13 protein-coding genes and 1 tRNA gene are annotated in these 18,526 nt (G+C 57.6%); 3 read left to right on the top strand and 11 right to left on the bottom strand.

Annotated features, from left to right (window positions below; genetic code table 11):
* Nucleotides 1-3 precede the first annotated feature (3 nt).
* The 11 genes from RISK_RS05860 to RISK_RS05810 form a co-directional block, all read right to left on the bottom strand.
* Nucleotides 4-2,784: a DUF1549 and DUF1553 domain-containing protein gene (locus RISK_RS05860; RefSeq protein ID WP_047813553.1), complete on the bottom strand. Its 2,781-nt coding sequence runs from the start codon at nucleotides 2,782-2,784 to the stop codon at nucleotides 4-6.
* A 264-nt stretch (nucleotides 2,785-3,048) separates the two neighbouring features.
* Nucleotides 3,049-4,902 carry a glucuronate isomerase gene (locus RISK_RS05855; protein ID WP_047813348.1) on the bottom strand — a complete coding sequence of 618 codons (1,854 nt, stop codon included), beginning with the start codon at nucleotides 4,900-4,902 and terminating at the stop codon, nucleotides 3,049-3,051.
* Between the two features lie 113 nt (nucleotides 4,903-5,015).
* Complete coding sequence (locus tag RISK_RS05850) at nucleotides 5,016-6,113, bottom strand: peptidase M50 (protein WP_236696070.1); 1,098 nt, start codon at nucleotides 6,111-6,113, stop codon at nucleotides 5,016-5,018.
* A gap of 3 nt (nucleotides 6,114-6,116) precedes the next feature.
* Complete coding sequence (gene panD, locus RISK_RS05845; RefSeq protein ID WP_047813551.1) at nucleotides 6,117-6,605, bottom strand: aspartate 1-decarboxylase; 489 nt, start codon at nucleotides 6,603-6,605, stop codon at nucleotides 6,117-6,119.
* Nucleotides 6,606-6,609: 4 nt separating this feature from the next.
* The gene (locus RISK_RS05840) at nucleotides 6,610-6,984 is read right to left on the bottom strand and encodes a response regulator (protein ID WP_047813347.1); all 375 of its coding nucleotides are present in this window, start codon (nucleotides 6,982-6,984) and stop codon (nucleotides 6,610-6,612) included.
* A gap of 198 nt (nucleotides 6,985-7,182) precedes the next feature.
* Nucleotides 7,183-7,479, bottom strand: coding sequence for a hypothetical protein (locus RISK_RS05835; RefSeq protein ID WP_047813346.1), 297 nt, complete (start codon nucleotides 7,477-7,479; stop codon nucleotides 7,183-7,185).
* Between the two features lie 337 nt (nucleotides 7,480-7,816).
* The gene (gene sigZ, locus RISK_RS05830) at nucleotides 7,817-8,404 is read right to left on the bottom strand and encodes an RNA polymerase sigma factor SigZ (protein WP_047813345.1); all 588 of its coding nucleotides are present in this window, start codon (nucleotides 8,402-8,404) and stop codon (nucleotides 7,817-7,819) included.
* Between the two features lie 244 nt (nucleotides 8,405-8,648).
* Nucleotides 8,649-10,172: an NAD(P)-binding domain-containing protein gene (locus tag RISK_RS05825; protein ID WP_047813344.1), complete on the bottom strand. Its 1,524-nt coding sequence runs from the start codon at nucleotides 10,170-10,172 to the stop codon at nucleotides 8,649-8,651.
* A 235-nt stretch (nucleotides 10,173-10,407) separates the two neighbouring features.
* Nucleotides 10,408-10,481 (bottom strand) — tRNA-Pro (locus RISK_RS05820).
* A gap of 155 nt (nucleotides 10,482-10,636) precedes the next feature.
* On the bottom strand, nucleotides 10,637-11,101 hold the full coding sequence (locus tag RISK_RS05815) for a hypothetical protein (protein ID WP_047813343.1): 465 nt from the start codon (nucleotides 11,099-11,101) through the stop codon (nucleotides 10,637-10,639).
* A 273-nt stretch (nucleotides 11,102-11,374) separates the two neighbouring features.
* On the bottom strand, nucleotides 11,375-11,980 hold the full coding sequence (locus tag RISK_RS05810) for an HNH endonuclease (protein WP_047813342.1): 606 nt from the start codon (nucleotides 11,978-11,980) through the stop codon (nucleotides 11,375-11,377).
* Nucleotides 11,981-12,168: 188 nt separating this feature from the next.
* Here RISK_RS05810 and RISK_RS05805 point away from each other — a divergent pair, with 188 nt between their 5' ends.
* The 3 genes from RISK_RS05805 to corA all read left to right on the top strand — a co-directional run bounded on the left by RISK_RS05805 (nucleotide 12,169) and on the right by corA (nucleotide 17,902).
* Nucleotides 12,169-13,044 carry a DUF456 domain-containing protein gene (locus RISK_RS05805; RefSeq protein WP_236696069.1) on the top strand — a complete coding sequence of 292 codons (876 nt, stop codon included), beginning with the start codon at nucleotides 12,169-12,171 and terminating at the stop codon, nucleotides 13,042-13,044.
* Between the two features lie 135 nt (nucleotides 13,045-13,179).
* The gene (smc, locus tag RISK_RS05800) at nucleotides 13,180-16,758 is read left to right on the top strand and encodes a chromosome segregation protein SMC (protein ID WP_047813340.1); all 3,579 of its coding nucleotides are present in this window, start codon (nucleotides 13,180-13,182) and stop codon (nucleotides 16,756-16,758) included.
* A gap of 19 nt (nucleotides 16,759-16,777) precedes the next feature.
* Entirely contained in the window at nucleotides 16,778-17,902 is a 1,125-nt protein-coding gene (corA, locus tag RISK_RS05795; RefSeq protein WP_047813550.1) for a magnesium/cobalt transporter CorA, read from the top strand.
* Nucleotides 17,903-18,526: the final 624 nt, after the last annotated feature.

The following is an 18,526-nucleotide window of genomic DNA, read 5'->3' as shown; positions in this document are numbered from 1 at the left end:
TGATCAGTGCGTGATGATGAATTCTTTCGTGTTCACCAGCGCCCACATCAGCGATTCGAGTCCGGATTGGGGCGAATTGGATTCGGAGATGAACTGAAGCGAAGTCGCACGTTCGTCTTCGCTGGGGTAACGCGAAAGCGTTCGCAGGTACGCGTCGTCAACGACTTCGTCCATGGAGGTCGCCGGTTGAACGTCGCGTTCGGGTTCGATCCGCGTGAGTTCCCAAGCGTCAGGATCACCCAGCAGCGTTGCCAAATCGGGCGAGGCGTACCCGTAAAGTTCGAGTTTGTTTTGGACTCGCGCGTACTCTTCGCGGATTCGAACTCGGTTGGTGCGTCGTTGCTTGGGAGCCATGCGTTGGTAGCGTTTGATCTTCGCGATGGTTTGTCGGTGGAATTGCTCCGCTCGACGTTGGACTTGAGGATCGACGCTGGTGTTCCCAGATTCGAGCCCGAGCGACTTCATCGTCTGTGTGACCCAGCCATCCTTGGATCCCAGTTGCTGATACATTTCGAAGTCGTTTCGCAGGTAGATCGACTGCAGCAGGCTGGGCGAATCGCTGCGGTCGCAGTCGCAGTTGCTCTCGCGTTCGGATTGGCCGAACACTTGGAGCGCGAAGTTGCGATTGTTGCGGTTTTGAGTGACTCCGTTGGCGATCGCCATTTGTTGCAATCCGCTTCGCATGCGATCCGATTTGCTACTGGACTGGGTTGCCAACTGCACCGCATCGTGAATCACCTCGGCAGGGAGTCGTCGAGGAACGTGACGTGAAAAGTTGCGATCGTCGTGAAGGTTGCTGGCGTTGGCGTCTATGCTTCGCTGGTAAGCATCGCTGGTGGTGATCTCGCGAGTCAGCCATTTCAGGTCGTAGCCACTGTCAATGAATTCACTCGCGAGTTCATCGAGCAAGGCAGCGTTGCTCGGCGCGTTGGCCAGGTTCATGTCATCGGTCGGATTGATGATGCCGATGCCGAAGTAATTCGCCCACACTCGATTGACGATGGCTTTCGCGAAGTAGGGATTGTCGTCTTGACGCAGCCACTGCATCAGATCGCCTCGCGGATCGCGGTCCAGTGGAACCGAATCGGATTGGCCTAAGATGAAACCTGATGGAATCCTGACTGGGGCAGCCTTGGGGAACTTCTTCGCCCTCGCTTTGGCTCGTCGTTGTTGGGATTGAATCGCGGCCGTGTTGTAAATCAGTTCCGGAAAGGGAACCGTTTGGCCTTGTTGGGCAGCCTGATAAATTTTGCGACGTAGGTCACCGTTGCGTAGTTTTTCCTCGCCAGTGATTTTTGAAATCAGTTCATCGCGTTGTTCACGCGATTCGCGAGCGACGGTGTTGGGTTTGGCATCAATGCTCTTGAAGAGTGTTGCGAATTGGTCAAAGTCGTCCTTGGACCACTGGTCGAAGGGATGCTTGTGGCACTGGGCGCACTCAATCCGAATCCCAAGAAAAGAATAGGCAAAACCGATCGCTCGTTCTTCTGGCTTTTGGAAGTTGCGACGAGCCCAAAAGAGAGGCATGCCCGAACGTTCAGCGAATTGGGATTCATTGCCAGGTTGGCATGCTTCCGTCATCGTTTTGCAGTATTGAAGGTAGGATTCGTCCTCTTCGCGATTGTCGGCCATGACGATGCCTTCGACGATTTGGTCGTAGGGCACGTTGTCCTCCAAACGGACACGCAACCATTCATACCAAAGCCGCGACGCGGACCCTCGAACAGGCAACGCGTTGTTCAGTTGCACATCACTGTTGCCGGTCCAATCCGCGAGCCGGGTGGCCCACCAGGCGGCGTAGCCGGGTGATTCGAGAAGCTCGTCAATCAAACGCTGGCGTTTGTCCGGCCGCGTGTCGGTTAAGAAGGCACGCACATCCGCCGCAGCTGGAAGCGTTCCCGTGACGTCGAAGCTGGCCCGGCGGATGAAGTCGGAATCGCTGCAGATGGTCGAGGGGGTGATGCCGAGTTTGTCGAGCTTGAGTTGGATCCTTTGATCGATCCGATGTTCCGAAGGTCGGGGCGACGCAATGACTTCATTCATCTCGACCCGTCGAATGACCAGGACGGGAACCACCGCGCGGTCGTAAGCGATCACAACGTGAGTGTCACCCGATTCGCCTGCGGAGACCCGTCCGTCTTCGTCGATGGCGGCGATTGCGTCATCGTTGGTTGTGAAACGACACAGTTCGGTCACCTCTTCGCTCGTTCCGTCTGCCCAGTGTGCGATCGCTGTGAGCGAAACGGTTTGCGAGTCGGCTTGGAATTGAATCTCGGCAGGTTGAATCTCCAGGCGGTCCAATGCGTGAATTGTTTGACTGTCAAACTTCGCGCCAGTCGCGATCCAGTTGCGAAGCGTGTTGTATTGCCAACTGCCTTCGTCGAGACGCTTGCCTCCTTCGTGCATGTCCGCATCGGTTGGCTTGGCCAGGATCAAGCTCTCGGCAACATCATCGATGTCGACCCGTCCGGTGTCGGGATCGAGCAGTTCAGCATGGTCCGCTCGAAAGTCATAGCCAAACAATGAGAGTTGAAAATCGCCGCGACCTTGGAACGAGCCATGGCAGGCGCGGCCGTTGCATCCCAAGCGGCCAAGCAGCGGGGTGATGTGGCGTTGGAAGTCGGGCACTTCCTGGGAGGAACCATCCGCCATGCGGATCGAGAGCGACGCGGTCACTTGGTCGCTGGAGCCGGAGGTTCGCTCGGTCGCCGGCGGGGGTGATTCAGCAAACGAGGGCACCGCGCCGAGTACGAGCCCCACAACGACCGCGAAAACGGTCGCCATGCAGGTTGCCAACTTCCCACCTCGTGTCAGTCGAACCACATTGTCTCCCTCAGATTTCGTCGCCGTCACGCATTGCCAATCAAGCACGTCCCTCAAGAATGGAACGTGTGTCGAGCACCAAAGTACCGTGCCGGGCATTGGATTTGGGCAAAGAAAACGGAGGTTTCTCCGTCATAGCGGGCTCGTTTTGAGCGTTTGAGTGACCTGAGGGGGCTTCCTTTGACTTTCGGGAGATTCAATCGCGAAGTCAGCTGCCTCCAGCGGCTACTTGGATTCCTCATCATCGTCCAGGAATTCCAGGTCGAACTCTTCCAGCTCTTGGACCGTCTCCGCGGTGGGATCGGATTTCTCAGCGGGTGAGTCGTCGTCGCTTGGCGAGATTTCAAGGGTGTCGTCGCTGTCGCTTTCGTTGACCGGAAACGTAAATTCACCGGTGTTGGGATCTGGTTGCAATTGCAGGGAATCATCGTCCGGGCTGAACGAGGACTCACCACGCAATTGAGTGATCTGGGCGGATGGTTCGTCATCCAGCAAGTTGCCAACATCCAGCGTTTCGTCTTCGACCAATGTTTCCAACTCGTCCGCGGAGGTATCGCTTGGGGATGGGGTATCTCGCAGTTCCACATCATCCACGCCGAGCTCATGGACTTCTTCTTCGGCTGGCAAGGCATCGATTTCGAGCACTTCGGTGACACCCGCCACGGCCGTTGCGACACCGACAACGCCCAGGGACTCAATGCCGGAACGCGGTGATTCCACGGCGTCCTCGCCGCTCGATTCTTCGCCCGCCGCCCCGTTGGGACGTGGGAAGATTTCGTCGACATTGTCACGCAAGACTTTGCGGCCGAGTTCGACGGCACGTTCGATCGACCAGCCTCGATCGCCGACGAATTGGTCGGTCAGCACGCCACTGAGGACCTTGCGGTACATGTCAAACTTGGGCCAGATGAACTCCAGTTTGTAGGCGTCGCTGTAGTATCCGATTTGCTTGGTTTGCGGAACGGCTTCCAGTCGTGCTGCCGAATCGCGAGCGATGAATGAAGGCGTGTTGCTGTACCACCAGTGACCGTTGGTGATCATGTTGGGGAAGATCCACGCGTAGCTGACCAATTCTTGGTTGGTGACGCTCGCCAGCACGGAAACAGGGAATTTCACGTTGGGGAACGAGTTGAACAATTCGCGATACTGAATCAGAGAAACGCGTGAATCGTAGAGGTCCTGTCCTTGGAAGACGCCTTCGGGATAGACCTGGCGATTGACGCCGATCATCAAGTCAAACGGCAAGCCGAATTCATCGCACAGTTCGGCCAGTGTCCAGAACACCCGACGCGACAACGCTTCGTGATGAGACGCATCGGCCGAAATGCCCTTTTGCAGCACCGCGTTGAGGGCGGTCGAGGCTCGGCCGTCGCCAACAGGAGTTGGTGTGAACGTGGGAGGGATCGAGATCGCACAGGCGCGAGCACCGCGACTGACGAAGTGTTCAAAGCGTTGTTTCAAACTCGAACGAAGACTCTCCAGAGTGCCGTCCAGTTCGATCCCGGTGCAGGCCGCCAATCGACCGCGAACTTCGGGCTTGGCCAAATGAAAAACCAAGTCATCGGTGCGGAGGCAGGGGATGTAGGTGTCCGTGTCGAAGCCTTCCAGTGCATCGTCGAAGTCGTTGGTCAGGAAGACCGCTTGGACGTTGCTTTGATCGAGCACCGTTTCGGACCACTGCGCCGAAGCCATGATCGATTCACTTCGATCGTAAAGGGCTTCCCAGTTGTTCAGGTGCAGGCGGTCCTCTTCAAAACCAAAGAACGTGCGACAGATTTCGATCAGCCAACTGTACTGGGCTGTGTTTTCGAGTGGCTGCAATCCACCCACCAAGCGTTCGACCAATTCTTTGGGGCCGATCGCTTTGTCTTCGATCCGGGACTTGGGCATTCCCGCCGAGTGCGCGAGTTCAGTGTAGTAGTGGTAACCGAGCAAATCGGCCAACGTGGTGGATGCCGGCGCATGCGGGTTGATGTGCGAATGCGGGTCAATCAACCGAATGGACGTCAACGCTTCGTAAATCTCGGATTTGGGTCCGTTGGCAACGCTGGACGAGTCTGACATGGCGGAGGCATTCATGAGTGGCGAAATTCAATCGCAACAGGATACTCACTGATGCTCCCAGGATCGACCGTGGAATGTACCAACCGAGGGCTGGATCGAGCAAAATCATGGCACTCGGTTATCACCGTTCAAAGCGGCAGCCACCAATCAGCGAGCGGGCCCGCGACCCGCCCCGAGAAGGCGGACATTGCCTCCTGAGATCCTTTGTCGAGGTCGATCCAAGTTGGCATCATGGCAGGGATTGGAGGGACGCGTTCACTGGGATCGTACCAGCGGTGACGCGACCAAACCCACCATCCGAACAAGGTGCTCCCCGTCATCGATCCGATGTACACCAGGCTGATCACCCAGGACGTCCAGCGTCCCGGGGCGGGCGTGATCAGAGATTCGTAGATCTGCAGGACCAGCGACGCTTTCTGGGGAGGCGGCAACGCTTGCAGAGCGGTTTCATCAATCGCCGAGGCAATCGTCGTGATCGCCGACTCGGGGATCTGTCGCCGTTCCGGTGCGGCGATCTCGCGGTCGCTCAACTGACGACTCAGCCAACCGGTGCGATAGGTCAGCGGCATGGTGAACAGAAGTGGGACGATCAGCAGCAGCAACACAGGTTCACCGATCAACATCCCAAGTGCCGCGATTGTCAGGATCGTCAACCCGCGTCCCAGCATCTCTCGCCAAGGAGATGGTCGAGCAAACGTTGACTGGACGATTTTTCCACCATCGAGGGGCAACAACGGAAGCAGGTTCATCCAGTTCAGCAGCAGACCGAGCCCACCCAATTCAAACAGCCATGGATGACTGCTGTTCACCGAGAGCAGCGGGACGGGCAATACCGACGCGTCGGGGGACATGGTTGCCAGCGACGCGATGGTCAGCAGGCCCATCGAAAGGGCGATTCCCGGCAAAGGGCCCGCAAAGTAGACGACGGCTTTTTTCCAGCGAGCGAGTTGGAGCGGGTGGCCACTGACGGCCGCACCAAGCATTGGGACGAACACCATGCGAATGTTGCGATACCCGAACACTCGCATGGCAACATAGTGCCCACCTTCGTGCAGCAGCAGAATGCCCACCAACATCAACACCAACCGAACGTTCCACCAAATCAGACCGACGGCGATGAACAGGACCAAGCTGGCCAACAAGATCGCGAGTTGACGCGACCAATCGTTGGGCTGGTTTTCCTTCGCCCGAATCGCAGCGACGAGCGAAGCGTCGGGGCCAGGCATTCCCTAGCAGCCTTCGGCGAGCGGTTGTCCGTCAGGCGTCTTCGGAGAGGAGCTTGCCAATGGCGGGCCGTTGTGGTCGGGCTGCGATGCTTCGGCGTTCGAACGCAAACCCGGACCCGCAATCTCGGGCCCCGTGTGAGACAACTGATTGTTGTCGTCGACGAAGATCAAACGCGGTTGGTGGGTTGCCGCGTCGGCTTCGGGGACCATCGCGTAAGCGGCCAAGATCACGTGGTCGCCGGGGCGAATCAGGTGAGCGGCCGCGCCATTGGCGCACACATCGTTGGAGTTCGGCAATCCTTCGATCGCATAAGTTTCCAAGCGGGTGCCGCGAGTCACGTTCCAGACATGGAGTGATTCGTACGGGTGAATTTTTGCAGCGGCCAACAGTTCCGGCGGAACGGTCAGGCTGCCTTCGTAATTCACGTCGGCGCCGGTCACCGTGGCACGGTGAATCTTGGCCGCCAGCATTTTTCGATAAGGTGTGTCCACCAACTCAGTCCACCAGGTAAGGCTTCAGTTGTTCGATAGTTTTGTCCGAACCGATTTCGAGCTTTCCAAACCCGCGTTCGGCCCCTTCCTTCATGGCCGCTTCTTGATGCTCGTCATAATTGGTGACCAGCATGACGGGGATCTTGGCCAGGTCCGGATCGGATTTGATTTGCTTGATCACGTCCAACCCATCCGAGTAGTCGCGATCCAGTTTTCGGTTGACAGTCACGAGGTCCACCTCGCGTTTCTTCAGCAATTCGATGGTGTCCTCCACGCCGTGTGTCTGCATCACCGAGGCGTCAAAGTTAGAGGTCACCATTTGACGAATGGCATTGAAATCGGGGCCGCAGTTGCCGCAGTCGACTAGGGTTTTCGCCATCGGATGTCACTTCTCCGTCGAGGGGGTTCCAGGAAGTTGCCTGGGAACGATCGAACCGAAACATTCTGGTGTAACCGCGCCGGCATGAATCAACAAGGTGCAAGAGTCGTCACCGTGGTAGCAACGGCCGGGCCAGTTTGGCTGGAATCCGGTCTCGCGGGCGTGGGACCCCCTGAATTCTGCTCCCGAAAACGGGGGTCACCCCGTTCGTTCACGATCTTGAATCCAACGCTGCATATCGGCGTGGATTTGCGAGGGAGTGCGGTCATCGCTCAGGGAGGGGGAGGCGGCGATGGACAATTCTTTGGCCAGCATTCGCAGGGCCATGGCGTGCAATTGGCCCAGCAAATGGTCGCGTTCTGCGACAGCTTGTCGCAAATCCGCTTTGGTTGCACGGGATTCAGGCGGGGCCGGTGCACCTTCGACCAGGAACCGTTCGATCCAGTCGCGATTGGGATCGAGCGGGCGTTTGCAGCTTCGACAGGATTTGACCATGGGCGTTGTCTCAGCCGGAGAATTCAAGTGACCAGCTGAATGTTTGGGCGAGAAAGGGGCGACACAATTGGAAAACCGCGATCCGCCGTGGGCTTCTACCCTCGCCGCGGTGGCTCAAAACACGATCCGTGTGCGTGAGAAAATCACTGGTGGTGTGTCCAAGCCTGATTGATAGGGTAGCGAAACTCGTCAAGAGTTTCGACTTGCTTGATGAAATCCCGAATGCCTTGACCGCTTCCGCGATCGTGATGCCCCTCCTCTTTGACGCTGACGCACCACCAGCACGCTTTCCCTGCGACGCAGACGCGGTCCCGATGATCCAGGCATCGAGCTGGCTTCAGGCGTCGAGCGGGGGCGAATCGTTCGCGTGATTTCTTTGGTAGCCGATCAGGTTGCCTCGACGGTCGTGTTCGAAGCTGCAGCAGTCAAAGAGGACTTGCTTGAGTTTCGTTCGCCCTCGCTGAACACGCGATTTAGCACCGGACAGCGAAAGCCCCAGCCTGTCTGCAATTTCTTGTTGCGACAGTCCCTGGATTTCGTACAGCTCGACTGCCTCACGGTGCTCGTCTGGAAGTTGTTCCAGCATCTTGGGGAGCCAGCTGATCACGACTTCCTCGAGGCTTTCTTCGCTTTCGTCATTGGCTGCGATTTCGTCGGCCAACGCCGATGCTTCGCGTGATTTTGCACGGTAGTGATCGACGACCAAGTTGCGAGCGATTTGGAAAACCCACGCTCGGATGCGTTGTTGGTCGTCGACTTCGTTCAGCTTGGTATGGATTCGGACAAAGGTCTCCTGGAGAAGATCTTCTGCGACTTGTGCGTTGGGAGCTCGTTGCAACAAGAAGGCTCGAAGTTGTTCCCCGAACAAGCTCCAAATCTCAGCGGTTGTTGGGGGCGACGCTGGTGAGGAGTTTTCCGTGTTCATCGTTTTTCGTGTGGGGCTCGGGCGCCGTTCCTTACGCGAAAAACAGGGAAGTCGTTCGGTGTGGAAATCGGGGTGGCCAACTGGATTGCATGCCACCCAAATAGCTAAGCCATACACGATGAATAAGTAGCGGGTTTCGTAGTGGACGAGGCGACGAGTCCCGTGCTGGAGGATTCGTCGCCTCATCCACTACGTCAGTAACTTGCTAGGTGGAGTCCCTCCGTTGGAGTCTCGCCACATCGGGTCAGCAGCATTGGGAGCTGGACTCACACTGCCCACTCGGTTTGCCGGAGGCACTCGATTGGCATGATCCGCTTGGCTCTTGGTATGCCAGGTCGGTGGAGCAAACGCCGGTCGATGGCAGGGTGAGCTCAACCTTTCGGGCGGCTTCGTGATCACCGGCCAGTTCCGCTGCGATGGATCGAACTTGTTCGTACCCCGTCCGCATCAAAAACGTCGGTGCTCGACCATAGCTTTTCATGCCAGCCAAGTAGAACCCACGTTCGGGGTGTTTCAGTTCCGCTGCTCCATGAGGTGGAACCGATCCGCAGCTGTGTTGATTTGGGTCGATCAACGGTCCGAGTGCTTTGGTGGCTTCGGTGGAAGCATCCAGTTCCAGGCGAAGTTCGCGAAGCATGTTCAGGTTGGGGCGTGATCCAGCCGCGACAATGATTTCGTCGACGATCACTTGGGACACGCCTTTCACATCGAAAACCTCCAGGCCGTCTTGGTGCTCACGGATGGCTCCGATCGAAAGTCCAGTCAGCAAAGTCGCTTGGCCGCTGTCGACCGCTGCTTTGACGCGAGTTCCCAGTGCGCCTCGGGCTTCAATTTCATCCGCCTCGCCACCGCCCCACAGTTTGGCTGGGTTGGTGCGGCGAACCGCCCAGGCGATCATGGTTTCCGGGGATTCGTTGGCCAATTCAACCAAGTTCAGCACCGCACCGGTGGCGGAGTGCCCCGAGCCAACGACCAGCACACGTTTGCCTGCGTAGCGTTCTCGTTCGCGGTCCAGCACATCGGGCATGCCGTAGCGGATGTGATCTTGGAACTGGCGTTCGCCATCTGCCTCGACCCCGCCGGCTCCCATCGGATTGGGGGTGTTCCAGGTGCCGGACGCATCGATGACGGCGCGAGCGTGAAAGCGGCGTGGGCCAGCAGGCGTGTCTGCCACAATCAAAAAGGGAGCGTCGTTGCGATTGCCGTCCTTCATCCGGTCGTGCCCATCGCGAGAGATCGACGTGACCTTGTGTTCCAGTTTCAGCCGGGAGGCAATGCGATGGTTTGCGGCGAGAGGATCCAAGTAGCGTTCCACCAATTCCTTCGCGAAGGGAACCTCCGTGGCATTGGGCTCTTCCCATGACTCATTGGACTGAAGCATCCGCTTGGAGGCTGGGTCGATCAGGTAGGACCACGGTGTGAACAAGCGGACGTGTCGCCATTCCCAGATGCTCGCGGCGGTTCGCGTTCCTGCTTCGAGCAGGATGAACTCTTGTTCTCGTTCCAGCAGGTTCGCAGCGGCGGCGAGGCCGATCGGGCCCGCGCCAATGATCGCGATCGGCAGCGTTTGGCGGTCGTCGTCGGCAGGAGATGCCTGCGAGTCTGTCTTCGCCGAGAGCGTTGTCGGTTGAGGCTCCACTTGAGCCTCGCCGCAGCAAGGAGTCGCGGTGGCTGGTTGAGGAGCCGGCGGGAGCGGTTGGCTCGTCGGTTGAAAGACGTTGGCCTGAGGTTGGATGAAGTGGCGGGGATTGGGGAGCGATTGGTTCATGGCTTTCCTTTCAAAAAATGACTTCTCTCCAATCAAGACGAGCTGGCCAACGAAAAGACGCACCCTTGGTTCGCTTGGTGGGAGCAAACTTCAGGAGTGATCGCGTCTATCACGGGCGCAAGAAAGAACTTGAGTCGCAAATTTGGTTTCCGCGTGCCGTCAGGATGAAGTTCATCGGACGGGAGTTGCCAAGAGCGGCAGCCTGCAAAAATAGGCTGCCCGCGGCAAAAGAAAATCGGGGCGACACGATTCGAACGTGCGACCTTCTGGTCCCAAACCAGACGCTCTGCCAGGCTGAGCTACGCCCCGATAAGCAGATTCTGGACGCGTTGAAACGTCTGTGAAAGACACTTCGCGTCCAAGAAGGCGAGAGGTTAGCGAACGATTCAATTTCTTGAAAGTCCACTTGTGTTCCGAGCCGCAGAATTTTTCAGCGGCTCAAAATCAGCTCTCGATTCATTGATTCACTGTTGTTGTTGCTGTGCGATCGGTTCGCCGGTTCCCAATTGCGCGAGCACCTGCAAAATGCCGTTCAAATGAGCCATTCGAGGACCAAAGCGATCGATGAATTCGTTCAGCATGTATTCGCCTTCGACCAAGTGGTCGCCCGAATCGTCAATTTCTTCGGTCAGCGTTTGCAGGAATTCGGTTTGCACTTCGCTGAGTGTTTCAGCGGCTCGGCGACAGGCTCGCGACAATTGCGGGTTGGCGTCTTTCCACTGCTGCAATTCGCCAGCACGTTGCTTGTGCATGGCCGCGTTTTGCTGCACCAATTCGGTCAGCAATTTGGTTTGTTGCTGCTGGCTGACGACCAATTGACGCAGCAACCCAACCGTCAGTTCCTCATTGGAAACCGGCACTCCAGCGTCTGTTTCCGCAGACACATCAATGCGAAAAACGGGCGATGTGGGGTTGTCGTCGTAGGACATAAGCGATGCTTCCGATTCGGGTCCGATGGGGTCGTGTCCGATGATGTCCCGAGTATAACCACGCCGAAAAATGTTTGTCGAGCAATTCATTATTTTCGGGTTGGTGCCGCTGCAGCAGGCAACGGTGGAATACGATCGTGCGTGTCCCGGTGAGTCTGACGATTCGCGAGACAAACCGGGCACAGGGGCGATCGGGCACAGGGGCGATCGGTCCGCGAGGCGACCGGGCAAGCACGTTGCGGTGGCCAAGTGGTTGCCCGTTCACCAGGTTGCCTATTTTGCCGCGTGCAAGAACGTCTTCCACGACGCGTAGCGTGGGTCATCCATCGAATGCGTCATCAGCAGGTTGAACCGTGGTTTGACCGGTCGCGAAAGCAACTTCATGCGGGCTTGCTGTGGCGTGCGACCGCCCTTGCGACCGTTGCAGCGCAGGCAGCAGCAGACGATGTTTTCCCACGTGGTTCCACCGCCATGGGAGCGTGGCACGACGTGATCCAGGCTGAGTTTGTGGGTCGGTTCCGCCTTGCCGCAGTACTGACACGTGTGATCGTCGCGAGCGAACAGGTTCTTGCGATTGAACCGGACCGTTTGAGCCGGCATCCGATCAAACCGCGTCAATCGCGTGATTCGGGGGACCTTCATTTCAAACCCGACGGCTTGAATGTATTCGTCTTCCGGTTGCTTTTGATCCGAAGCCAATTGGCTCAGTTCGCACCAACTGTCGAAGTCGTATCCGGTGAATTGCCCATCCTCGTTGTCGATGACCTCGGCGCAATCGCGATACAAAAGCGTCAACGCTCGACGAACATTGACCACGCGGATCGCCATGTAAAAGCGATTCAGCACCAACACGTTGGTATCTAAAACCCGTCCGCTCATTGTTGCGTCAGTCCTTTCCTCGAGTCAGAAAGTTGGCTGCGAAGTTGCTACATCTTAGCGTTTGGGAAAACAAGAAACCACAGTTTTGCGGTCGCTTCTTGGCTCGCTCGATCGTTTTTGGAGCTTGACAGGGCGGGTTCCCAATTCGCCAGTGAGACCGGAAATTACCGGGTTTGGTTCACGCTTTTGTGTCCAAGCAGCCTTTCCACATCAATTCTTCCGACAGTTTTCACCGCATGATCGATCTGCAGATTGGATGGATGCTCGCCGCGACACTGTTGTCTTGGGGGCACACGGGTTGGACGGACCGCATGGTTTTCGCGGATGTGGAGGTCGTTTCGCCGCGGCAGACTTTGGTTGCCGCGGTGGCGGATTCAAGCCCGTCGTCAATTGCGCCAGCCTCGGCGGACGCCTCGCAGGTCCCGTCGGAAGCTCTGGTCGCGGAAGAAAACAGCGATGGTTTTTGGGCGCGCCTCAGCAACGCCTTGGTCTGGGCCCGCGACACGATTCGCGACGTGATGATGCCGATTGGTGTCGTCGCCTTGGGCCTGGGTTTGATCCTGGTTTGCACGCTGGCGTGGTTGCTCAACCTGGTCGCTTTGCCTGGGAATTGGCTGGCGATTGCGTTGATGGCGTTCTACGTGTGGTTGGGGCCTGAAACCGGGCGTTGGCAGCTCGGGATGGCTTCGTTGGCGATCGCCTTTGTGCTGGGATTGGTGGGGGAATTGGTTGAGTTTCTAGCGGGTGCGATGGGGGCCAGTCGGGCGGGGGCGAGTCGCCGAGCCACCCTGATGGCGATTGTGGGGTCAATCTTGGGGGCGATTGTGGGTGGCATCGTGGGCTTGCCCATTCCTGTGATTGGACCGGTTTTGGCTGCCATTTTGTTTGGCGGATTGGGGGCCACCGCCGGGGCCATGTTCGCCGAGTGGAATGACGGCAAGTCCTGGCGGGACAGCTGGCGGATCGGGCAGGCCGCGTTTTGGGGCCGAACGACCGGGACGGTGGGCAAAATGGTCGCCGGGCTGTTGATTCTGGTTGTTTGCGCGTTTGGGGTGCTTTTTTGATGCCCAGGATTGTGGCCCGTTTCACGTGATCGAACTAGGATTTTGCCAGCTTTTTGGCTAGTCTTGAGGCGTCGAAACAACGTTTCACCCATCCGTCGTCTTCCTTTTCATTCGCTCCCGGCAACACAATCATTCATGCTCAAAGCACTCGAGCTGGCCGGTTTCAAGAGCTTCGCGGATCGCACGCGGTTTGATTTCCCCGATGGCATCACGGTCGTCGTGGGCCCCAATGGTTCTGGGAAATCGAACATCGTCGATGCGATGAAATGGGTGCTGGGCAGCCAAAGCGCCAAAAGTCTTCGCGGCAAGGACATGTCCGATGTGATCTTCAAGGGATCGCAAACTCGCGGGCCTGCAGGCGCAGCGGAAGCAACAATCATCTTCGACAACACCGGCGGTCAAATGCCGATCGATGCACCCGAGGTCCACCTGACCCGGCGGGTGTATCGCAGTGGCGAAGGCGAGTACCTGATCAACCATCAAGCCGTTCGGTTGAAAGATGTCCGAGCGCTGATTCGCGGGACCGGCATCGGAATCGACGCTTACAGTTTGATCGAGCAGGGCAAGGTCGATCGGATGTTGCAGGCCAACGCCAAAGATCGGCGGGCCATCTTCGAAGAAGCCGCCGGGATCAGTCGATTCAAGGCCAAGAAGGTGGAGGCCGAGCGTCGGCTGGAGCGTGTGCAGACGAACTTGACCCGCTTGGGTGACATCGTTGACGAAGTCGCGACGCGTTTGAAAACGCTGAAGAGTCAAGCCGGAAAGGCGGAACGCTACCGCCAAGCCAGCGACCGATTGAAAGAGCTTCGAACGGTGGTGGCCTGGACCGATTGGATGACGTTGTCAGCCGAGCTGAATGATGCCACCGCAAACTTGGAAACGGCCCAGCGTCAGCATCGCGAAGCGGACGCCCTGCGAGAATCGCTGGAGGAACAGCGGCAAGCCGCTGAAATGCAACTGCAAACGATTGCCGAGGCGGCTCGGGAAGCGGAGCAAAGCCGCAGCGAACTTTCAGGCGAGATCGCCCGAATCGACGGTCGCCGCGAATCCGATCAAACGACCTTGGTCGAACAACGTCGCACGTTGGTCGGTCACTATCGCCGCCTGCGAGCGATGCGGACCGAGGCGGGATCCGCGATTGCCGATTTGCGAAAAACGATCGCGGCATTGGAAGTCGCTGAATCCGAGATGGCTGGCGTCCAGGAAAAGAAGGAAGCCATCGCGGCGAAGCGCGACGCGGAGCAGGCCACGGTTCATCGCATCGAAACCACGCGAGATGATCTGCAACGCGATCATTTGGCGGCCGTTCGCCGAGTCGCCGAGCACGAAGCCAACCGCGGTCGGGTGGCGCAGCAGATGCGGGAGGCAACCCGTGCTCTCGAAGAGATCGCTCGCAATTCAGTGACGGCGGATGAAGGGCTGAAGACGGCCCAGCGGGACCATGACGAAGTCGCTCGCAATGTATCGGGATTGGAAAAACGAATCACCGAGGCTCAGCGCGAAGTGGAAATCGCGGACGCGAAGGTTCGTGAGACGCGGCGAGTTTTGGAACGACGCCGAGAAGAAATTGGGTCGCTGAAAATTCGACTGCAGGGGATCACCGAGCGGGCTCGCGTGCTGGAAGAGCTGCAGCAGAAACAAGAAGGCGTCAGTGGCGGCGTTCGCGAAGTTCTGCGGATGAGCAATGCTCAGCTGAAAAAAGATTTGGTCGGCATCGTCGCGGATTGTTTCTCCGTCGATCGGCAAGTCGCTCCGCTGATTGATGCGGCATTGGGGCCTCGCAGCCAGTACGTCATCGTTCGCGGTGGTTCGGTCAGCGATGCGATCAGTCGCGGCGAAATCAAAATTGGCACGCGAGTCGGAATCATCCGATTGGATGAACTGCCCAATCGACGTCCCGGCGACAAGATTCGCTTGGACGGGTTGGCCGGCGTGATCGGTCGGGCTGACAAGATGATCGATTGCGAAGTGGAGCTCGAGCCATTGGTTCGTCACTTGCTCGGCAACACTTGGTTGGTCGATACCTTGGCCACCGCCATCGGATTGCGAAAGCTGTCCTCGGCCGGTCTGCGTTTCGTGACTGCCTCCGGCGACTTGCTGGACAACGATGGATCCAGCGTGGTCGGGCCTCCCGGTGGTGAAACCGGTTTGGTCAGCCGACGCAGCGAGTTGGCTGCGGCGAAGTCTGAGATGCAGCACTACAGCTATCAAATCGCCGAGGCTGAAAAAGAAGCTGGCCGTTTGACCGGTGTCGTTGATAGTGAAGCAGCGGAGCTGGGGCGTCACGAACAAGCGATGCGGAACTGGATCACCGAACACGCCGCCGCAGAAGCCAAGTTGCACCATGTTGCGGAGCGATTGGCGGCTCGCCAAGCGTCGGTGGACGAACTGAAGCGAGCTTCGGTGTCGCATACAGAATTGCTGCAAACCGCTCAGCACCAAGACGGCGAGTTGGCGCTGTCGATCCGAAAAGGAAAGCAGGAAATCGAGACGCTCGAAGCTCAACGCGCCGAAATCGATGTGCAGCTGACGGCCGCGTCGGAGCAACTTCGCGCGGTGCAATCCGAGGCGATGAGCATTTCCGTCGAGGCAGCTCGCAGCGAACAGCGTGTCGAATCATTGACGATCGCTGCGGATGTGGCGAGACGCGATCAAAGCCAACGTGAGGCCGCCAATCAAGAAGTTCGCGATGCAATGACTCGAACGCGAGAGCGGATCTCCGAGATCGAAACGCGAATCTTGGAAGCCGACAATCGGTTGGCGGAATTGATGATTGCGATGGAAGAGGCCGATTCCAAGCTACAAGTCTTGGCGGCCGAAGCCAATCGGGAACGCGAGGCCACTCGCCGCGTTCAAACCGAATCGCAGGCGGCGATCAAAGCGGTTGCCAAAGCGACCGAATCCGTTGCCACGATCAGTTCCGCTCGGGATGCCGCGGCGCTCAAGCAAACCACGCTGGCCGACCGCATTGCGGAGGACTACCAGATCGACTTGCGAAGCGATGAGCCTCCCGAGGAGTTGGCTGAAATCGAAGACCGGTCCTCGGTCGATGACGAAATCAGTCGTCTGCGAGGTCAGGTTCAGAACGTTGGCTCAGTCAACATGGAAGCGTTGGAAGAACTCAATGAGTTGCAAGTTCGCTACGACGAACTGCATGGTCAGTATCAAGACCTGACCGCCGCGAAAGACTCGTTGCAGCGCGTGATCGCTCGTATCAACGCGGATTCACGGCGGTTGTTCTTGGACACGCTGGAAGCCATTCGAATCAACTTTCAAAAGCTGTATCGGAAATCGTTTGGCGGTGGTCACGCCGATCTCATCTTGGAAGAGTCCGACGACCCGTTGGAAGCTGGTGTGGAGATTGTTGCCACGCCTCCTGGGAAGCCGAGTTTCAGCAACTCGTTGCTGTCCGGTGGTGAAAAAGCGTTGACCGCCGTCGCGTTGTTGATGTCGATTTTCCAGTATCGTCCCAGCCCGTTCTGTGTGCTGGACGAAGTGGACGCGCCGTTTGACGAAGCCAACATTGGCCGTTTCGTGACCGTGTTGACGGAGTTCTTGGATCAGTCCAAGTTCATCGTCGTCACACACAGCAAGAAAACCATGACCGCGGCGACAACGTTGTACGGTGTCACGATGCAAGAGTCCGGGGTCAGCAAACAAGTCTCGATTCGGTTCGAAGATGTCAGCGAAGACGGACAAATCAACGCCGCGTAAACGCGATTTTTTGCTTGCGATGGGGGCGTTGCCTGGCAAGTTGCCAATGCGTCTTCGGGTGCATCGGCCGCGTTGGGCTCGGTCACGTTCCAAGGTCGGAAACGTCCCCGGCGATTTGTCGAGCGATGTGTCGTCGAAAAAGAAGGACACCGTTCCCAGTCACATTCGAGTGATTCAGTACGACGGTCGGACGCATTTGAATGAGGTTGTTGATTCGATCGAGAGTGACGATCCGGCCAATCCGGACGTTGTGACTTGGATTGATTTGCACGGCATCCGCGACATGGAGGTGCTCCGCGCGCTCGGTCGGAGGTTTGGGCTGCACCCGCTGGCGTTGGAAGACGTCGTTCAGATGGACCAGCACGCCAAGATGGAGCGATATGGCGAAACGTTGTTTTTCATCGCTCGCATGCCCGTTGGCGAGGACGGGTTCCAAACCGAACAAGTCAGCGTGTTCTTGGTGGGCAGAACCGTGATCACGATTCAGGAACACGTGGGCGATTGCTTGGATCCCGTCCGGGAGCGAATCTCGCGTGCGATGGGGCGCATTCGCGAGCGTGGGGCGGACTACTTGGTTTACGCGATCATTGACGCAATCATCGACGGTTATTTCCCGATCATCGATCGTTACGAGCGTCATCTGTCTGACATGGCGGAGTTGTTGCAGGACAATGACAATGACAACTTGCCGATGCATTTGCACCACATTCGCGCCGACCTATTGGCGATCCGAAAGACGGTCCAGCAACACCGGGACGCGCTGCGATTGTTGTTGCGAGAAGGCGAAGGCATCTTGGCCAACGACACACGGTTGTATCTTCGCGATTGCCAGGACCACATCGGGCAATTGATGGAAGCGGCGGACACGGACCGCGAAACGTGTGGCGAACTTCGCGAATTGTATTTCGCGTTGCTGGGGCAAAAGAACAATGACGTGATCAAAGTGCTCACGATCATCGCGACGTTGTTCATCCCGATGAGTTTTGTGGCGGGGATCTACGGGATGAACTTCGATCAGAAGGCGTCACCGCTGAACATGCCCGAACTGGAATGGAGCTTTGGCTACCCGTTCGCTCTTTCAGTGATGATGGTTCTGGCATTGAGCCTGCTGTACTACTTGTACCGCAAGGGCTGGTTGAGCTAGTGCCTCGCGGGCCTTGCTGATTTGCCTCGCGGACGTGTTCTTAAGTTGCGTTTTTTCGTCGGCTGGATCAAGCAAACACATCGAATTGCCGGATCTGCGGACGAAAGCAGGAGCAGTTGATTCCATGCGAACACCAGAATGCATGTCTGAGATTGCGTCGCTCCGGCAGCCTTTTCGTCCTTGATGCCGGCCTACTTTTCGCCGCGGTTTGCATGTCGACGGGGCTGGAAGGCCATCGTGCGGGGACGCGAACCGGGGGAGCGTTCGGGAAGGGCAACAAACAACTGCCGTCGCTCCGCGACTGGTTTTGCGCGTCGGGGGATCCAACAACCGCGGAGCGGTGACGGTTGTCAGCCTCGGGTTTTTAACCCGAGGTCTCGATCGCGACACCCTTGCTCGGCAAGCCGCGGAGCGGCGACAGGCGGCGGGCGACTAGATGGGGATGAATTGAAAAAGTGAAATTGTAAATTTTAAATTGCAAAATCCGGGCGGTGCTGGCGATGACGGGCTGGCTTTCGTAGCTCGGGGCGGAAGCCGAATGGCACTTACTTTAGATCCGAGTCTTTCAGTTTTGACGGTGGTTTCTTTCGCTTTTCGAATTGCGCGTCTTTGGGCCGTTTGCGG

It is taken from the genome of Rhodopirellula islandica (genome assembly GCF_001027925.1).
Lineage (GTDB): Bacteria > Planctomycetota > Planctomycetia > Pirellulales > Pirellulaceae > Rhodopirellula > Rhodopirellula islandica.
Note: the sequence above shows the minus strand (reverse complement) of the source record. Positions and strands in the feature narration are given on the sequence as shown.